This window comes from Kribbella sp. VKM Ac-2568 (genome assembly GCF_004345365.1).
Taxonomy (GTDB): Bacteria; Actinomycetota; Actinomycetes; order Propionibacteriales; family Kribbellaceae; genus Kribbella; species Kribbella orskensis.
Genome location: NZ_SLVF01000008.1, coordinates 407,972 through 424,142, shown reverse-complemented (window position 1 = coordinate 424,142; position 16,171 = coordinate 407,972). Strand labels below are relative to the sequence as shown.

The following is a 16,171-nucleotide window of genomic DNA, read 5'->3' as shown; positions in this document are numbered from 1 at the left end:
ACTACGGTCCGTAATCCTGCCAGGCTCCCCGGTCGCGGGAATGGGGGTGGTGGGCTCTAGCATTCGCGGGTGACCTATGACGATCTCGATCCCTTCGAACACCTCAACGCCTCAGGTCTGCCGGAGCGGCAGCAGCGGATTCTGGTGGCGATCAGGGACTGGGTGGTCAAGCACGGCTATTCGCCGAGCACGCGGCAGATCGGCGACGCGGTCGGGCTGCGGTCGGCGTCCTCGGTGTCGAAGCACCTGGCGAGCCTGGAGGAGAAGGGATTCCTCCGGCGCGGTACCTCGATGTCGCGGCCGATCGACGTGCGGTTGTTCCTGCAGGACGCGCCGGGCCGGTCGGTGTCCGACGATTCGGTCTCCGTCCCTGTGGTCGGTGACATCGCCGCCGGTACGCCGATCTCGGCCGTGGAGCACGTCGACGACGTGCTCTCGCTCCCCCGCGGCCTGACCGGCCGGGGCAACGTCTTCGGCCTGCGGGTGCGGGGCGAGTCGATGATCGACGCCGCGATCTGCGACGGCGACATCGTCGTGGTCCGACAGCAGACCGAGGCCCACAGCGGCCAGATCGTCGCCGCGATGCTCGACGACGAGGCGACCGTCAAGGTCTACCGCCGCCGCAACGGCCACGTGTACCTCGAGCCCCGCAACCCGGAGTACGACGTGATCGACGGCGACAACGCCGTCATTCTGGGCATCGTGGTGTCGGTACTGCGCAGCGTCTGACGCAGGGGCTAGGGCAAGGTCCGAGACCGCGGCTCGTCAGCCGCGGCCTCTGCTGCGGAGAGGCACCGCCTCGGGCCAGCGGCTCGGCCGGGCGTCGATCGGCGTGGCGGCGGAGTCGGCGGTCGGCGTACGGACCGGGTCGGACTCGGAGATCAGCGGACGCGGCGGATCCAGCCGCACCATCAGGTCGAGGTTGACCAGGTGGCGCTTCTTCGCCAGCCGGGCGCCGTCGAGCGTCAGCGTCGCCGTGACCACGCACTCGCCGGCGCGCACCATCGCCAGGGCGCCGTCGCGGACGACCGCCTCGAGTCCGATCACGTCGAAGACGAGCTCCAGCTCGAACTCGAAGGAGTGGACCAGCGTGCGCTCGACCGCCAGGTCGACATGCGGGGCGTAGGTCGAGCTGACCCGGTGCGTGACGAGCTCGACGATCTCCTCACTGCCGGGAGCGGCCAGCGTCCGCTCCGCCGACTCGATCAGCTTCGAGTACTTCTGCCAGCTCGACACCAGGATCTCGCCGAGATCCAGATCGAGCAGCCGGCCGGTGACCGAGCCGATCTCGCGGTCGACGGTCTCCACCGATGAGGCCGACAGCCGACGGACGGACCGCAACGCGGAGCGGGCGGCGCCCTGCTGGCTGATCGCCTGCGCGACCGCGTCCGCGGTGTGGGCACCCGGGCTGTCACCGAACAGGAAAGCCCCGGCTGTCAGCGGTGCGTAGAGAGTGGAACTGCTCATCTGTCAGACCTCCTCGAAAATGCTGCTACCGGCGTCGGCGTGCGGTTCGATCCGCACCACCGGCATCGGCGTCGTCGTCCGTGACTCCGTGATCGTCGGGGTGGCTGCGGGAGTCTGCCGCGCCGTCACCCGGACCTTGCCGCGGACCCATCGATGCTCCAGCCGCTTCCGCAGGATGCGGAAGCCGACTGCCCCAATCCCCAGCAGGAGAACCAAAGCGGCCGCAGCTGCCCGCCAGGGAAGCGGTTGTACGACGGTCAGAGTGACCGTTGTTCCCGCCGGTACCAGAGTTCCGGCGACCGGCTGCTGACTGGCGATATCCCGGTCACCGTCTTGGCTACCGCCCGGCACCAGGCCGACTGCGGTCAACGCCGAGCGGGCCGCGGCCAGCCTCCCGCCGACCAGGTCCGGGACCTGAACCAGCCGAGGTGGATCGACCCCGACTGCCGTACTGATGGTGACAGCACTTCCGATCCGGACCCTCGATCCGGCCTTCGGGCTCTGCTGACGGACCACGTCGCCATCGCCGGACACCTGGCCGAGCACCAGCCAGCGGCCGCGCAGGATGGTGGGCACCTCAGCGGCACTCGCGCCGACCAGGTCGGGCACGGTGACTGTCTGCGGCGGTAGCGAGACGACCGAGATGTCGACGGCGGTACCGCGTCTCACCTCGCGGCCGGCGACCGGATTCTGCACTCGTACGACGTCTCCGCGGCCCTCGACACTCCCGAGCTTCAGACCCACCGATTCCAAGGCTGCCTCGGCACTCTCCTGCGAGCCGTCGACCAGGTTCGGCACGGCCACCAGCGGCGGCAGTTTGCCCAGGTCCACATCGACCTTGCTGCCGGACGCCACTTCCTTGCCGGCGGCCGGGTTCTGGCTCTGGATCTTGTCCCCGTCACCCGACGTCCTGCCGAGCAGCAATCCCTTGTCCGCCAGGGCTTTCCGGGCCTGATCGGCGTTCAGGCCGACGACTCCGGGAACGACGACCGACGGCTTGTCGGTGCCCGTCACCCTGAACGGAACGGTCTGTGTCATCGACTCGACACCATCACAGCGCGACTCGACCCAGTACCGCCGCGCGGTCGCGGACTCGGGCACAGTGAAGGTGATCGTCGCCGATCCACCCGTGGAGACCGGGACTCGCTTCAGCTCAACGCTGGTGTCCCAGACGAACACCACAACTCCCGCCGCACCCTGATCGGCCGGAGTGTCGGCAAGAGCCGGCTCCCCGTCCGGAGACGCTTCTGCTGAAGGCTTTTCAACAGCAGGCTCCTGGGCGGGGCGACACTCCTGGTACCCGCGGGCGACCGCGGTCACCTTGCTACCGGGCGCACCGCTGCTCGGCTCGATCGACAACGTCGGCGCTGTCATCGCTGCTTGCCCGGTACTCGTTGCGTGGGCGGCACCAGCCGTCGCGAGCCCGAGCAGCACCAGCGCGCCCAGCAGGACACCAGCCATAACTCGAGCCGGCGTTCCCGCGTCCTGCTGTCCGACGAGCCGGTGGATCCCGGCCGGCCGGCGTGAACTTCCCCCCATGATGATCAACTTTCGTCAGGGCGACACCCAGCCGGTGAGCACGGTGGCACCCGAGTCCGTCTGGCACAGCACCCGGAACGGCCGGCCCGGAACCGGCCGGACGATGAAGAAGCCGAGGTCGTCGATGGCAGCCCGCCCGAGCTCCTCGGTGTCCGTTCGCAGGCTCACCGTTCCCCCCTCGGGCGGGCTGATCTGGCCGAGCACCTCGTCCGAGGTGAGCTCGAGTTCGATGGTCAGCGCGTCCGAGCCGAAGGTGAGCGTCCGCAGCATCGCGCTGTCCGCCCGGGTGAGGGCGAGCTCCCCGCCGTCCCAGACCGAGTCGTAGGTGAGTGCGGCGAGCTCCGCATCGATCGTCCGCCACACGTAGGCGGCCTTGCCGACGTCGATGAAGTCAGGAGACATCTCCCGCGTGATCGTCAACGCGTCCTGCAGCACTTCGAGCAGCTGGTCGTCATCTGTCCACCACTGGCCTGCCATGCTGCTCACCTCCTCCGGTTCGATGGGCGGTCTCGTTCCCGGTGTCGATCAGCGCAACAAGTGCCGGGGCCTGCCGGAGCCGGTCCAGACAGCGGGCCCGGTTGGGTCCGATGCTGCCGACGGGCATGTGCAGTTTCCGGCTGATCTCGCTGTAGGGCACGGGCGGGTCTTGCGTGAGCATGGACAACAGCAACTGGCAACGCGGCGCCAACTGACCGAAGGCGTCCCGGAGCGCATCGCGGCGTTCGTGCAGAAGCAGTTCCTCGTCGACCGCGACCGCGGCGTCGGGCACGTCCGGGTCGGCATCCGCCGGATCGATCGGCTCGACCCGCCGACCGACCCGCAGTACCCGCAGGCACTCTCGCTGGGTGGTCGTCGCGATCCAGCCTGGCAACGCCGCCGGTTCCCGCAGCCCGGGCAGATGCTCGATCAGCAGCAGCCACACGCTCTGGCCGACGTCGTCGATGTCCTCGGCCGACAGCCGGTAGCGCCGGCTGACCGCCCAGACCAGTGGCGCATACCGCTCCACCAGTTCGTCCCAGGCACTCTTGTCCCCGTCCCTGGCGCCTGTGACCAGCCGGATCACCGCTGGATCGTCGCGCATGCCCCGCCTCCCTCACCGCCAAGGACGTCTCTCACTGGTACGGAGAGCGTCGCGTGCTCTTTGATACCTCCGGATTCAGGGCCAGATTCAGGCCCCGAGTGCGACGAACGAGCAACCTGTCGCATGCGCGACCGGATCGTCACCGCCTGTGGTCCGGGCGTCCGAGAACGCCTCCGCGAGCGACCGGCCGGCATGCAGGTTGCCGTGCAGCGCTGTCATCAGCGGTACTGCGGCCGGATCGTTCACCGGTACCACGCTGGCCAGGATCCCGGCCGCGCCGAGTGGCACCAGGCTGCTGGTGAGACCGAGCAACTCGTCCGCGCCGACCGGGTTCGCCAGCCCGGACTCGCAACTCGACAGCACCAGCCGGTACGGCGCGTGCCGCAGCCGCTCGAAGTCGTACACAGTCAGGGGTCCGTCGTCGAGCCGGAGTGACGAGAACAACGGGTTGTCCGAACGGAAGGTGCCGTGCGCCGCGATGTGCCCGAGCCAGGCGCCATCCAGCGCACGCAGTACCTGCTCGGCAGTCGCCGCGCCCTCGGCGAGCACCGTCGCGGCCGGGTAGCGCTCGGCCAGTTGCGAGATCTCCGCGCGGCCGGCGGTCAGGCCGGGGCCGAGCACCAACACCACGCGACGGCCGTTGGGCGGGCGTAACCGTCGAGCCCACAACCAGGTCGCGCTCGACGGTGCAACGCTCACCGCGCGGCCCGCCAGCGCAGGAACCAAGGCCCAGGGCAGCGCCTGCAACCGGCTCGGCGGAACGACCACAAGAGGTCCGTCGCCCAGGTCGGCCGCGGCAGCTCCGAGCAGCGCCGTGGAAAGCCGCGCCCCGATGACCTCCAGCGACGGCCCGGTCGGCGGCCGACCGCGAGCCAACCATCGCAGGCGGAACCGGGCTCGCTCCACTTCGTGCGCCGCGGCGGACAAGGGGCCAACGGTATGGAGCCGGACCTGGCGATCCCGGACGACCACCGCGTACAGGACATCGTCGACCTCGATCAGCTCGACCAGCACCGTTTCGCCCAGTTCGTCGATCAACTCCTCGACGTCGAAGGGCGGAGCACTCGCGGCTGCATCGTGGCCGCGAGCCTTCAAGGTCTGCGAGCGCACGGCGTCCTCGAGCCGCCGCTGCTCCCGCCCCAACGCCGCGCCGGCCGGAGTGCTGAGGTCTTCGCCGGATGTCTCCAGCCGCCGGGCCACATCGCGAAGCGCGGCGAGGTCCGCGATCAGTTGCCCATCCCCCGGTGGCCGCACAGCTGGCACAGCCAGCGCGGTCGCACGCCAGCGTTCGCTTCGGAGCAGCAACTGGCGAGCGTCCTTGCGCTGCAGGGCCTCCCGCAGCGCCAGCCGGGCCAGCTCGGCGCCATGTGCGGTTGCCCTGGCTCGAAGTTCGGTCGCGCCCATCGTCAGTCGATGCTCGTCCAGGGCATCCAACCCGCGGTCGCAGGCAGCCAGCATCCCGCGGACGTCTGCGCCGGCCTCCGACCGCAAAGCCTTGCCGAGCAAGGAAGCTGCGCGCGCCAGCGGTGGTGCGCCTCGCCGCAACTTCGCAGCATGTTCGAGATGCCGGTCGGCGGCCACTCGCCGCCCTTCGACCAGAGCCAGCCGTCCCGCGAGCAGGTGCGCGGCGGGTGCCTCAGCTGCGCCCAGCCGATCCAATCGCGTCGCCGTCTCAGTCACCCGGCGCAGCAGCTGCGGCCCTCGCTCGCCTCCTTGATGGCGAGCCTCGAGCTGGATCAACGTCGCCCGCGCCGACCACCAGGCGCGGCCCTGCGCGGAGAAGAGCCGACGCGCCTGCTCGGCACGTTCGCGGGCGGTCGCCGGATCCGTCGCACCGAGCGCTGCGGTCGCGGCCGTGAACAACAACTCGGCCTTCTTCGTTGCCTGACCGCCTTCGGTTTCCATCCGTACGACGGCCCGATCCGCCTCGTCCAGCGCCTCGGTGGTCAGACCGGCCGCGAGCAGCACCCGGCACCGGTCGATGGCGAGGTCGGGCCAGACGACACCGACCGCCTCGAACCGCTGCCCGGCCTCGCCGAGGTACCCGAGGGCCAGGGGAAGATCTCCGCGCGCGAATGCCACCAGGCCGCGGTTCTGTCTGGCTTCGGCGTACTCGAACTCCTGCCCGCTCGCGGCGTACAGGCGCTCCGCGACGGCGAAGTCCGCGTCGGCCTGCCTGGTGCTGCCGAGCGCGAGATGGGCGAAGCCGCGATAGTTGCGCGATCGCGCCTCCCACACCTGATCTCCCGCTCGACGGAGTCGGGTCACGGCACCCCGCAGGTCGTCGAGCGCCTCCTGATGTCGCCCGAGTACCAGAAGGACGTCGGCGCGCCGGATGAGTACCCGCCCGGCCAGCGCACCACGGCTTCCAGCCACCGCACGGTCGAGACAAGCCAACCCTTGTTTGCCATGACCGGCCCGCCCCAGTGTCGCGCCGAGCGTCGCCAGGACGTCGGCCTCGCGCCGGCGTTGACCCGACTTCGTCGCGAGCCGCAGCGCGATCCGCATCTCCCGGATCGCGGCGTCGACGTCTCCCAACTGACGCAGGCTGATCCCGCTCGCCTGATGGGCGATGGACGCGGCGAGCGGCGCCGGACCGGATTCGAGCAACGCCTTCGCGCCCGCGATCGCGTCGTGCGGACGCGACAGAGCCAGCGGCAGCAGATCTTCCGGGGCCGCTATCACCTCGACACCACCCCCGGTTGTCGGCACAGTGAAAGGCTAGCTGGCCGAGCACTCGTGCCGGCGATTCTCAGGGGAGGAATAATTAATGGCGGAGAAGCCGAAACCAGACGGGGATTCCAACCAGCCGAAAGGCGATCCGAAAGGCGATCCGAAGAGAAAAGACATCTCCCAGATCGAGCTGATTCTCAGTGAGTTCGAGGACGGTGTCGTGGAGGTCTGGCCGGAGGACTGGCGCAGGGAGGGCGCGGGTTACTTGTGCCACGCCGGCAGCGTGCTGGTCCGGGATGCCGACCTGGACCGCGTGATGACGGCCTTCGGCCGCGGCCGTCCGCAAGAAGGCGGAACCCCGCACGAGGGGGGCATCGGCGGCGTCACCCGCCTCGACCTGCCGTCCGTAGTACCCGATGAGGCGCCACAGGCGTTCAGCCTCACCCAACGCTTCCTGGAGTACGGGGACCAGCTGTTCGGCCGTGGCGTCGTCACACCCCGGCACCTCTTCTATGTGTGCAGCGTGAGCCCTTGTCCGGCGACCGAACCGGAGGAAGTACCGCCAGGGATTCCGCCGGACCCGCTGCTGCCGACCGGGGCGACCGACGGGCGGGGGGTCAAGGTGGTAGTCCTGGATGTCGGCTGGACCGACGCGCCGGCAGCCTACTGGCTGGACGGCGTGACCGGCGACCCCGAGCCGGGGTACAACCCGGTGACCAAGGTGATCGGCCCGTACGCCGGTCACGGGACCTTCATCGCCGGCGTCGTGCGCTCGATCGCGCGCAACACCGAGGTTGTGGTCAAGAGCTACTTCGACAAGGCGGGCGCGGCGTTCGAGGACGACCTGGCCGTGCGGCTGGACGAAGTACTGGCCGAGTCGCCCGACATCATCAGTCTGTCCGCCGGGACCTCGACCCGGAACAACCTTCCGTCGCTGAGCCTCGACGTTTTCATCGAGACGCGTTTGAACCGCGTCAACGGCCTGGTCCTGGTTGCTGCCGCAGGCAACGAGAACAGCCGCCAGTACTTCTGGCCCGCAGCGTTTCCCGAGGTGGTCTCGGTCGGCGCGCTGGCGGAGAACGGGCGGGACAAGGCCTCTTTCAGCAACTTCGGCACCTGGGTCGACGTCTACTCGCCGGGCGAGAATCTCGTCAACGCGTTCCTGACCGGGACCTACACCTGCACGGAGCCGCCGAACACGGGAACCACGCGCACCTTCGCCGAGATGGCGCGCTGGAGCGGTACGTCGTTCTCGACGCCGCTGGTGGCGGGCCTGATCGCCGGGCGGATGTCGGCCACCGGCGAGAGTGCCAGGCAGGCCGCGGACGCACTGCTGGCCTACGCGCTGACGCAACCCGCGCCGGGCGTCGGACCGGTCCTGCTGCCGGGTGACGCGGGGGCATCGATCGGGCCGTAACAGCTGGTCGATGACGAACGTCGTCGCTGCCGGCTGGCTGACGCGGTGCCGAGTTGCCTCCCCCTGACAAGGTTCTCGCGCACCGCGTCAGCCTCTCCCCCCGGCTGTGCCCCACATAGAGCGGAGTCGGTGGCGGCGGCCGTGATACAAGGATTTTCTCGTGTATTCGCGAGCGTCCCGGGATCTCCGCCCAAGAGAAAGGTGGATACACCCGGGGGAGGCTCGAGATGACCAGGATTGTGAGTCCAGCGAAGCCACGACGCCGAAGGGATACCGCGCTGCGGCGGTCGACCAAACGATTGATCGTCGCGCTCAACGTCACCGAGGCTGTAGTCGGCCTGGTCTGTCTGCTGGCCGCCTACGGTCTGGCCGAACGCCTGGTGGCCGACCAGGAAGCAGCCGGCGAGGGCAAGGTGGCGACCCGGGTAGTGCAATGGTGGGGACCGGACTTCTCGGCCACGTTGAACATGAGCCTGCTGATCGTCGGCGCCGCGGCGGGTGCGGTCGGCAGCATCATTCACCAGAGCATGGCCTTCGCCCGCAGTACGGGGACCGAGGAGCGCCGGTACGCCTGGTGGTATCTGATGCGTCCGCTGTGGTCGGCACTGCTGGGCGCAGTGGCCGTCATCGCCGTCAACACCGGCCTGATCAGCATCGGTGACGAGACCACCTCGAGTGCGGGGGTGGCCGTCCTGGTCCTGACCGGCTGCCTGGCCGGCCTCTTCACCGACCAGGTACTGCGTCGCCTGCGCCGCATGCTGGGCGCGGAGTCCGCACCAACCGCTCGACGCCGCCCACGCTCTACAAAGGCACCCCGGCCATGATCGTCAGGGCCAGGCCGCGCTGCTCCTGCGAGGCGGCACCGCCTATCCGAACGACACGCGCATCAACCCGTCGGCGGTGCACATCGTGGCCGAGTCTCCACACCGCGAGGCCTGTTACTCGACGAGCTTGCCAATGGTGGAAACGTGGCGCATCAGGCGGCTGAGCTCTTCGGGGATCGGTGGAATCTCCTCCCGTTCGAGCTCGCCGGGACCTGACCACACCAGGTTGACCTGGAGCGACTTGTCGAGGTCCGGGTAGTCGGAGCGGTTGTGGCAGCCGCGGGTCTCCCGCCGTTCGAGTGCAGCCTCCACTGTTGCCCGGGCCGACAGCAGCGAGGACTTCAGGTCGAACGCGTGGGCCAGGTCCTGGAAGCCGGCCAGATCGGGGTGGACGCCGACCTGCTGGGCCCGGGCCTCGATGGACTCGAGCTCCGACAGGCCGGCGAGCAACCCCGCCTCGTCGCGGACAACGCCGGCGTGGTTGGTCATGGTGTCGCGTACCGCCCGTTGCAGCGCGCGGACATTCTCAGGTCCGTCGGCGTCGAGCAGACCGTCGACCTCGGCCCGGGCCTCACCCAGCGCTTCGGCGGACCGTCGCTGGACCTGCCGGCCGGTCGAGTACTTCGCCGCCTCCTCCCCCACGATCCGGCCGAACACCAGGAGCTCGATCAGGGAGTTCCCACCGAGGCGGTTGGCGCCGTGCAGGCCACTCGCCGCCTCGCCGATCGCGTACAACCCCTCGACGCCGGTGCCGTGGTCCTCGGGCCGCACCCAGACTCCGCCCATCGAGTAATGCGCTGTCGGCGCGATCTCGATCGGCTGCTGGGTGATGTCGAGCATCTGCAGCTCGAGCAGTGTCTGGTAGACCCGCGGCAGCCGGCGCATGATCGTCTCGCGCGGCAGCTGGGACACGTCCAGCCAGACGCCCCCGTTCGTCGTACCGCGTCCCTCCTTGATCTCCGTGTACGCCGCGAGCGCGACCCGGTCCCGGGTGGACAGCTCCATCCGCTCCGGGTCGTACCGGGCCATGAACCGTTCGCCGAGGGCGTTGCGCAACTGGCCGCCTTCGCCGCGGGCCGCCTCGGAGACGAGCGTGCCGGCCGCGTTCTCCGGCTCGATCAGGCCGGACGGGTGGAACTGGACCAGCTCTGGGTCGCGGATCTTCCCGCCGGCGAGCAGGGCCAGCCGGAAGGAGTCGCCGGTGTTCTCGTCGCGTCGCGAGGAGGTGCGCCGCCAGATCCTGGTGTGCCCGCCGGCGGCGAGGATCACGGCGTCCGCGTGGATGACGTAGCGGTGACCGGTCTCCACGTCGAAGCCGAAGGCGCCGAAGACGGTGTTGTCGTGCACCAGGATCCGCGTCACGTACACGGTGTCGAGGATCGGCACCTTCAGCTGGACTGCCCGGTTGATCAACGTCCGCTGGATCTCCAGGCCGGTGTAGTCGCCCGCGAACGCCGTCCGCCGGTAGGTGTGAGCGCCGAAGAAGCGCTGCGAGATCCGGCCGTCGGCCTCGCGCGCGAACGGCATCCCGTAGCGCTCCAGGTCGTCGATGCCACGGGCCGCGTTCTCGGTCACGATCCGCACCGTGACCGGGTTGGCGAGCAGATAGCTCTCGGCCAGCGTGTCGGCGGCGTGCTGCTGCCAGGTGTCCTCGGGATCCATCGTCGCCAGCGCCGCGTTGATGCCGCCGGCGGCCAGCGACGTGTGCGCGTCGGACCGCGGGCGCTTGCCCAGGGCAAGTACGTCGACACCTCGCTCGGCCAGCTCGATCGCGGCCCGCAGGCCGGCGCCGCCCGTACCGATCACCAGCACCGAGGTCGAGATCTGTTGGTCCGCTGTGTTCATCGCTTCGCTCTCTCGTTTCTGTGCCGGCCGGGGACTGGTTGTACAGCTCTGGTTGTACAGCTAAGGACAAGACCGCGCCCGGCGGTGTGACATGTTCCGGGGCCATCGAGACCAGCGTCACAACGGGCATCGCTGTCCGGTCCTTGTGGGTGAAGCAGCAGTCCACGAGAAGGAGAAGCCATGAGTGAGCAGAACCCGACCGTCGTCCTGGTCCACGGCGCGTTCGCCGAGTCGGCCAGCTGGAACGGCGTGGTCGAGCAGTTGCAGGCGAGGTCGATCGACGTCGTCGCGGCCGCCAACCCGTTGCGCAGCGTCGCGGGTGATGCCGCTTACGTGCGCGACGTGATCGCGGGGATCGGCGGAACCGTAGTACTGGTCGGCCACTCGTACGGCGGCATGGTGATCACGGAGGCGGCGGCGGGCAACGAGTCCGTGACCGGACTGGTCTACGTCTGCGCCTTCGCGCCGGACCATGGCGAGAGCGCGCTGGAACTGTCGGGCAAGTTCCCGGGCAGCACGCTCGGCGAGGCGCTCGCCGCGTATCCGGTGTCCAGCGGCGGCAACGAGTTCGCCATCCGGCCGGACGCGTTCCACCACCAGTTCGCCGCCGATGTGCCTGCTGACCAGGCGGCCGTGATGGCAGCGACCCAGCGACCGGTCACCGAGGCCGCTCTCACCGAAGGACTGCCGACCGCGGCGCCGGCCTGGACGACCTTGCCGTCCTGGTTCGTGTTCAGCGACCAGGACCTCAACATCCCGGTCACCCTGCACCGCTTCATGGCCAATCGCGCCGACGCGAAGGGCACCCGCGAGGTGGCCGGCGCCTCCCACGCCCTCAGCGTCTCGAACCCGGACGTCGTGACGGCCTCGATCCTCGACGCGCTGGGGATCTCCACCCGGTAGAGCACCCACTGGACGGTCTCCGGTCACCCCCACCGGAGACCTTCAGCATGCCCTCCCCGTTCCCGCTCGTGCCCGTTTCCGGGCCTGCGGTAGGACTGGTCCTAGCGGTAGGACAGGTCGTAGTGGCGGATGCGGTAGAGGTGAAGGTTCATGTCGTGGTACTTGTCGGTCTCGCCGATCCACTCCATCCCGATCCGCTGAGCCGTCGCCGCACCGCGGGTGTTGTCCGGGCGGACGACCGCGAAAACCTCATCGACGCCACCTTGATGCATCGCCCACCGCACGAGTGCCGAGCCGGCCTCCGCGGCGTAGCCGTGTCCCCAAGCGGAGGGCGCCAACTGCCAGGCGAGCTCCAGATCCCCCTGCCAGGGCGGCAGATGAAGCAGCCCGACTCCACCGATGAGCTGACTGGTGTCGCGACGAACCACCGCCCAGTGGCCCGCCGGCGCCGGATCGCCGTTCTCCTGCCACTTCTGCAGCAACGAGCGCATCGCGGTCACGTCGGGGACCCGGCTCATCACCGGACTGAGCCAGTGGGTCACCTTCTCGTCCCCGTAGATCGCCAGTGCGTCCGCCGCGTCCGCGTCCTCCCAGGGCCTGATCACCAGGCGCTCGCTGTCGATGGTCGTCATGTCGCTCCTCGGCTCCGGATCACCGGCTGGTTCGGGCCGGTACTGGCTATGACCAGGCAGACCGGGTGGCTGTGACAAAGCGGCGCGGGAGCAGACCACGTAGTACCGGTTGAACCACTCGTCTGGTCCGTGGTGTGCGCGGACCACGGGGTCCACTACGGACTTCCAGGGCGCGGACCACGGACCCCGCGGGAGACGGTGATGGCAGTCGCCCTTCGCGGACCCCCTGGCGACCGACGAGCGGAGGAGCCGGAAAGTGACTACCACAACGTTGGAGAAGCCGGTCGCGGCCGTCACGGCCGACGATCTCGAGTACGCCACGGCGGTCTTCGTGGCGGCGCGGCCCCGGTTGTTCAAGGTGGCCTACCGGGTGCTCGGCAGCGTCTGCGAGGCCGAGGACGTCATGCAGGAAGTCTGGCTCCGGTGGCAAGGCACCGACCGGACGGTGGTGGTCAATCCCCCGGCCTTCCTGGCGACCATGACCGCCCGGCTGGCGATCAACGTCGCGAAATCGGCCCGCCGGCGGCACGAGACCTGTGTCGGCCCGTGGCTTCCCGACCGGGCGGGCGCCTGCGTCGATCCACAGACCGAGGCCGAACGAGGCGAGGCGGTCGAGCAGGCCGTGCACCTGCTGCTGGAGCGGTTGTCGCCGTCGGAGCGGGCCGCCTACGTTCTGCGCGAGGGGTTCGAGTACCCGTACCGGCAGATCGCGGAGACCCTGCAGCTCGGCGCGGCCAACGCGAGACAGCTGGTGAGCCGAGCCCGTCAGCGCCTCGCCGCCGACCGGCGTCAGCCGGTGACCAGGACCACCCACCGGCGTCTTCTGCAGGCACTCGTCGCCGCGGCCGGCGGTGGCGACCTGGGCGAGCTCGAGGAACTCCTCGCCGCCGACATCCCGCGCTGACCCGCCCGGCAGCGACCCACTGCCTGCTGATCAGGTCGTCTGCACCCGGAGCTGCCGGCGGGAGGTGATGCCGAGCTTGGCGAAGACCTTGCGCAGGTGCCACTCGACCGTGTGCGGGCTGATGAAGAGCTGCGCCGCGATCTCGGGATTGGTCAGACCGTCCCCGGCCAGCGCCGCGATGTGAGCCTCCTGGGCGGTGAGGAGATCACGGGGCTTCGCGGTGCGTTCGTGGACGGAAGCACCGGTGGCTTCGAGCTCGCGGCGGGCTCGTTCGGCGAAGCCGTTCGCGCCGATCCCGGCGAGCAGCTCGTAGGCGATGCGGAGTTGCTCGCGGGCGTCCTGGCGGCGGTTCACCCGTCGCAGCCATTCGCCGTACAGCAGGTGCGCGCGGGCGAGGTGGACCACGATGCGGCTTCGCTCGAGGCGTTCGATCGCCTCCTGGTAAAGGGATTCGGCCTCGCCGCCGTCAGCCAGGAGTGCGCGGGATCGGGCCAGCATGCCCAGCGCCCAGTCGGTACCGCTCGCCCGCGTCGTCGCCGCCAGCCGGTCGAGCGCGTCGGCGGCCGCATCCCTGGCATCGCTGCGAGCCGCCGCTTCGACGAGCTCGACGAGCGACCAGCCGAAGAACCCCAGATCCTCGTCCTCGCAGGCCCACCGAGCGCCGGCCAGCGCCGCGTCGTACCGGCTGAATCCGTTGTGCAGCACGGCCGTCACGTAGCCGGCCAGGCCGATCGCCCGTCCCTCGCCGCGGGCCCTCGCGTCCTGGACACCGGTCTCGACCAGGTGCAGCGTTTGCTTCTCGTCGCCGCGCCAGGCGGCGAGCATCATCGAGGTGTACCTCATCGGGGCGTTGCCGGTCGCCTCCGTGATCGCGTCGGCTTCCTCGATCAGCGCCGCGGCCTCGACGAACTCACCGGCGTGGACGTGCACGCCGGCGCGATAGCTGAGCGCGACCGGAAGGACCGCGAGCGCACCGCCGTCCCTAGCCAACCGGACCGCACGGGTGGCCAGCTGGTGCCAGGACTCGTCGTCCCAGAGTTCCGGGGCGATGGGTTCGGGCGCGACCGGGCAGGCGATCCAGAGCCAGCGCATCACGTCCCCGTCGTCGCGGTCCGCCTCGAGCCGGAACTCGTGCAGCGCCCGCCGCAGCGGCGCCTGGCTCGCGGCGTTCCCGTCCGTGAAGCGCTTCGCGACGCCGTCCAGCAGCAGGTCGGTCGTTCGCGGCGGTTCGCCTCCGGGCGGCGCGTCCCTGGCCGCCTCGGCCACCTCCAGCACACCACGGCCCTTGCCGAGGCGGCCGACGAAGATCGCCGCCCCGAGCGCCTCGAGGTACGACTCCCGGGCGAGGCCGCCGTCGATGGCCCTGAGCCGTCTCGCCGCGCTGAGCAGCAGAGGCGGTGCGTCGCTGCCGCGTCGCCGGGCGAACACGATCTGCGCCCGCAAGCGCTCCAGCTGGGCCCGCCGCAACTCGTCCAGCGGACTCATCTCCGCCACCGCCAGCAGCTCGTACGCCGTGTCCGGCGCGGCCGCCTCGAACTTCGCCTGCGCGGCGGCGAGTGCTCGCAAGCCGCGCCGGGTGCCGTCGGGGGTGAGCTCGGTGGCTCGCTGGAGGAATTCGGCGGCCGCGGCCACACCGCCCCGGGCCTCGGCCCGATCGGCGGACCGGACGAGTTCGGCGGCAACGGCCTCATCAGGTCCGGCCGCGGCCTGCGCGCGATGCCAAGCCCGCCTGTCCGGGTCCAGGACGGGATCCGTCGCCTCGGCCAGCACCCCGTGGATCTCACGGCGATCACCCGCGCCGGCCGTCCGGTACGCCGCCGATCGCACCAGCGGATGCCTGAACCGCACCCGGGATCCGAACTCGATCAGGCCTTCTGCTTCCGCCGGTCCAGCCGCCTCCAGGCCGATCCCCAGACGACCCACCGCGCGCAACAGCAACTGCAACTCACCGAGCGGCTCAGCCGCTGCCGTCAGCAACAATCGCTGAGTGTCTTCGGGAAGAGACTGCACCCGCCGTACGAAGCTCTGCTCGATCTGACTCGCCAGCGGCCGCGCGTCGGGGCGCCCGAACCCACCGGCCAGCTCTGCCGCCGTCAGCCCGCGGGGCAACTCGAGCAACGCCAGCGGATTCCCGCGCGTCTCGGCGACGATGCGATCGCGGACCCGCTCGTCCAGGCGTCCGGGGACAGCCGAGTCCAGCAGGGTCCGAGCGTCCGCTTCGGCCAAGCCCTCGACCACCAGGTCCGGCAGCCCCTGCCACTGCGAGTCCACCGGATCGCGGACCCCGAACACCAGTGCGATCCGCTCGGCCAGCAATCGCCTGGCCACGAACCTCAAGGTCTGAGCAGACGCCCGGTCCAGCCACTGTGCGTCGTCGATCACGCACACCAGCGGCTCGCTCTCGGACGCCTCGGCCAGCAGGCTGAGCACGGCCAGGCCGATCAGGAACTGGTCCGGCCGACTGCCTCCGGTCAGACCGAACGCGACATCCAGCGCATTCCGCTGCGGGGGCGGTAACCGATCACGGCGATCCAGCATCGGCGTACACAGCTGATGCAGTCCCGCGAACGCGAGCTCCATCTCGGACTCGACGCCCGCGGCCCGGGCCACGCGACACCCGTCGGAGCGGGAGACCAGCCGATCCAGCAACGCCGACTTGCCGACACCGGCCTCACCGCGAACGACCAGCACCTGCCCCTGCCCCGCCCGGACAGTCGCGAGCATCCGGTCCAGCACGGCACACTCCGCGCGTCGGCCGTGCAACCACGACCCCACCTCACCGCCGGACATAGCGACCCATGGTGTCGAGGCTAGATCGCCCGGCGTTCCCCGCGAAAGGCTCATCTCAGTGGCGGACCCGAGGTGTCGCGAGGTGTCCCCGAGGTG

Annotated in this window: 13 protein-coding genes; 5 read left to right on the top strand and 8 right to left on the bottom strand. The window is 70.0% G+C overall.

The window, feature by feature from the left end:
* Positions 1 to 69 precede the first annotated feature (69 nt).
* Positions 70 to 729 carry a transcriptional repressor LexA gene (gene lexA, locus EV648_RS25240; protein WP_132296546.1) on the top strand — a complete coding sequence of 220 codons (660 nt, stop codon included), beginning with the start codon at positions 70 to 72 and terminating at the stop codon, positions 727 to 729.
* Between the two features lie 36 nt (positions 730 to 765).
* Here lexA and EV648_RS25235 read toward each other — a convergent pair whose 3' ends face one another.
* From EV648_RS25235 to EV648_RS25215, 5 genes are all read right to left on the bottom strand, one after another.
* Entirely contained in the window at positions 766 to 1,467 is a 702-nt protein-coding gene (locus EV648_RS25235; RefSeq protein ID WP_132296543.1) for a hypothetical protein, read from the bottom strand.
* Between the two features lie 3 nt (positions 1,468 to 1,470).
* Entirely contained in the window at positions 1,471 to 2,928 is a 1,458-nt protein-coding gene (locus tag EV648_RS25230; RefSeq protein ID WP_206751951.1) for a PASTA domain-containing protein, read from the bottom strand.
* A 93-nt stretch (positions 2,929 to 3,021) separates the two neighbouring features.
* A complete protein-coding gene (locus EV648_RS25225; RefSeq protein WP_132296538.1) occupies positions 3,022 to 3,483 on the bottom strand; it encodes a hypothetical protein in 462 nt (153 codons plus the stop codon).
* On the bottom strand, positions 3,458 to 4,087 hold the full coding sequence (locus EV648_RS25220) for an RNA polymerase sigma factor (protein WP_132296535.1): 630 nt from the start codon (positions 4,085 to 4,087) through the stop codon (positions 3,458 to 3,460). Before EV648_RS25220 ends, EV648_RS25225 begins: the two co-directional genes overlap by 26 nt.
* 87 nt (positions 4,088 to 4,174) lie before the next feature.
* Positions 4,175 to 6,799: a CHAT domain-containing protein gene (locus EV648_RS25215; protein WP_132296532.1), complete on the bottom strand. Its 2,625-nt coding sequence runs from the start codon at positions 6,797 to 6,799 to the stop codon at positions 4,175 to 4,177.
* A 58-nt stretch (positions 6,800 to 6,857) separates the two neighbouring features.
* Between EV648_RS25215 and EV648_RS25210 the strand changes: the two genes are divergently transcribed.
* The gene (locus EV648_RS25210) at positions 6,858 to 8,177 is read left to right on the top strand and encodes a S8 family serine peptidase (RefSeq protein ID WP_132296529.1); all 1,320 of its coding nucleotides are present in this window, start codon (positions 6,858 to 6,860) and stop codon (positions 8,175 to 8,177) included.
* Positions 8,178 to 8,404: 227 nt separating this feature from the next.
* Positions 8,405 to 9,001 (top strand): hypothetical protein, encoded by a 597-nt coding sequence (locus tag EV648_RS25205; protein ID WP_132296526.1) that lies wholly within the window; start codon positions 8,405 to 8,407, stop codon positions 8,999 to 9,001.
* A 114-nt stretch (positions 9,002 to 9,115) separates the two neighbouring features.
* On the opposite strand, the gene EV648_RS25200 is transcribed toward EV648_RS25205, so the two are convergent.
* On the bottom strand, positions 9,116 to 10,846 hold the full coding sequence (locus EV648_RS25200; protein ID WP_132296523.1) for an L-aspartate oxidase: 1,731 nt from the start codon (positions 10,844 to 10,846) through the stop codon (positions 9,116 to 9,118).
* Between the two features lie 180 nt (positions 10,847 to 11,026).
* Here EV648_RS25200 and EV648_RS25195 point away from each other — a divergent pair, with 180 nt between their 5' ends.
* Complete coding sequence (locus tag EV648_RS25195) at positions 11,027 to 11,749, top strand: alpha/beta fold hydrolase (RefSeq protein WP_132296520.1); 723 nt, start codon at positions 11,027 to 11,029, stop codon at positions 11,747 to 11,749.
* Between the two features lie 101 nt (positions 11,750 to 11,850).
* Here EV648_RS25195 and EV648_RS25190 read toward each other — a convergent pair whose 3' ends face one another.
* Positions 11,851 to 12,381 (bottom strand): GNAT family N-acetyltransferase, encoded by a 531-nt coding sequence (locus EV648_RS25190; RefSeq protein WP_132296517.1) that lies wholly within the window; start codon positions 12,379 to 12,381, stop codon positions 11,851 to 11,853.
* Between the two features lie 256 nt (positions 12,382 to 12,637).
* On the opposite strand from EV648_RS25190, the gene EV648_RS25185 reads away from it, so the two are divergent.
* Entirely contained in the window at positions 12,638 to 13,285 is a 648-nt protein-coding gene (locus EV648_RS25185) for a sigma-70 family RNA polymerase sigma factor (protein ID WP_241995578.1), read from the top strand.
* Between the two features lie 30 nt (positions 13,286 to 13,315).
* Here the strand turns inward: EV648_RS25185 and EV648_RS25180 are convergent, their stop codons facing one another.
* On the bottom strand, positions 13,316 to 16,075 hold the full coding sequence (locus tag EV648_RS25180; protein ID WP_132296514.1) for a LuxR family transcriptional regulator: 2,760 nt from the start codon (positions 16,073 to 16,075) through the stop codon (positions 13,316 to 13,318).
* Positions 16,076 to 16,171 lie beyond the last annotated feature (96 nt).

Excerpts from the sequence above, each read along its gene's own strand:
- EV648_RS25200 (WP_132296523.1), bottom strand. The coding sequence starts at position 10,846 with ATGAACACAGCGGACCAACAGATCTCGACCTCGGTGCTGGTGATCGGT.
- EV648_RS25230 (WP_206751951.1), bottom strand. The coding sequence starts at position 2,928 with ATGGCTGGTGTCCTGCTGGGCGCGCTGGTGCTGCTCGGGCTCGCGACG.
- EV648_RS25225 (WP_132296538.1), bottom strand. The coding sequence starts at position 3,483 with ATGGCAGGCCAGTGGTGGACAGATGACGACCAGCTGCTCGAAGTGCTG.
- EV648_RS25220 (WP_132296535.1), bottom strand. The coding sequence starts at position 4,087 with ATGCGCGACGATCCAGCGGTGATCCGGCTGGTCACAGGCGCCAGGGAC.
- EV648_RS25205 (WP_132296526.1), top strand. The coding sequence starts at position 8,405 with ATGACCAGGATTGTGAGTCCAGCGAAGCCACGACGCCGAAGGGATACC.
- EV648_RS25195 (WP_132296520.1), top strand. The coding sequence starts at position 11,027 with ATGAGTGAGCAGAACCCGACCGTCGTCCTGGTCCACGGCGCGTTCGCC.
- EV648_RS25235 (WP_132296543.1), bottom strand. The coding sequence starts at position 1,467 with ATGAGCAGTTCCACTCTCTACGCACCGCTGACAGCCGGGGCTTTCCTG.
- EV648_RS25190 (WP_132296517.1), bottom strand. The coding sequence starts at position 12,381 with ATGACGACCATCGACAGCGAGCGCCTGGTGATCAGGCCCTGGGAGGAC.
- EV648_RS25210 (WP_132296529.1), top strand. The coding sequence starts at position 6,858 with ATGGCGGAGAAGCCGAAACCAGACGGGGATTCCAACCAGCCGAAAGGC.
- EV648_RS25180 (WP_132296514.1), bottom strand. The coding sequence starts at position 16,075 with ATGTCCGGCGGTGAGGTGGGGTCGTGGTTGCACGGCCGACGCGCGGAG.